Below are 1,144 nucleotides of genomic sequence, written 5' to 3'. Positions count from 1 at the left end.
CGCAGGTGCCGCAGCAGAAGCGGAAAACAATAGGTCCAACTGGCTGAGCTCTCCGGATACTCGGGACATCTGTCGAGCCAGGGCGTCGAATTCGTGTGCGAGCCGGCTGAGCACAGCACGGTCAGCCTGATGCGATTCGGTCATGGTGACCCACCCTGCCGCCGAACTCCGCCGATCGGATGAGTAGGACTACCCAAATCTGGCTATTGGTCGAGCCCGTGCTCAATGGCGTACCGGGTCAACTCCACCCGGTTGGCGACTTGCAGCTTGCGGAATGTCGCCTGCACGTGATTTTCCACCGTCCGGTGACTCAACGAGAGCTTCTCGGCAATTTGCCTGGCGGACAAGCCTTTCGCTACGAAGCGGAGGACTTCGGTTTCGCGCTCGGTCAGGCTGGGCGTGGCGGGGTCTGTGCTCGGGTTCTGCGCGATCCGCCGGTACTCGCCCAGCACCAGCCCCGCCAGACTCGGGGTGAAGACGGCTCGTCCGGCCGCGGTGGCCCGCACCGCCTCAGCCAACTCCGCTTTGGATGCGCTCTTGACCAGGTATCCGGTGGCGCCGGCCTTGACCGCCTCGAGAACGTCGTCGCGTTCGTCGGAGGCCGACAGGACCAGCACCCGGGTCGAGGGCGAGACCTCGAGCACTTCGCGGGTCGCCTGGACGCCGTCGCCGTCCCCCAAGCGCATGTCCATCACCACCACATCCGGCTTCACCACGCCGGCCCGGCGGCGCGCCGCGGCGACGCCGTCGGCGGTGGCGACCACGTCGAACCCGTCGTCGGCAAGGTCGCGGGCCACCGCGTCGCGCCAAATCGGGTGGTCGTCCACCACCATTACCGAGGGTTCGGCTTGCTCAGTCACGGTTGACGCTCCGCCGTGGCACGATCAACTCCCATTCGGTTCCCTCTCCCGAGTCGGTGTGCAATTCGGCGCTGCCCCCCAGCGACATCAACCGTCCGACAATCGACTTCGAGATACCGACATGTCCCTGGGCGACCGCTTCCTCGAGCCGTCCGGGCGCGATACCCACCCCGTCGTCGCGGATGCTCACCGCGACCTTATCGCCCAGGTCTTCCAGCAGCACGAACACGCGTGCGTCCGGGCCTGCGTGCGCCCGCGCGTTATCCAGGGCATTGCCCACCGCA

At 66.6% G+C, this 1,144-nt stretch carries 2 protein-coding genes; both read right to left on the bottom strand.

Annotated elements, in window-relative coordinates:
- Positions 1 to 203 precede the first annotated feature (203 nt).
- Positions 204 to 833, bottom strand: coding sequence for a response regulator transcription factor (locus tag A5636_RS02910; RefSeq protein WP_155763538.1), 630 nt, complete (start codon positions 831 to 833; stop codon positions 204 to 206).
- A gap of 19 nt (positions 834 to 852) precedes the next feature.
- Positions 853 to 1,144 (bottom strand): ATP-binding protein (locus tag A5636_RS02905; RefSeq protein WP_172827142.1); only part of this gene is annotated, 292 nt, incomplete at its 5' end.

It is taken from the genome of Mycobacterium asiaticum, assembly GCF_001673315.1.
In the GTDB taxonomy this organism is placed as follows: domain Bacteria; phylum Actinomycetota; class Actinomycetes; order Mycobacteriales; family Mycobacteriaceae; genus Mycobacterium; species Mycobacterium asiaticum_B.
Note: the sequence above shows the minus strand (reverse complement) of the source record. Positions and strands in the feature narration are given on the sequence as shown.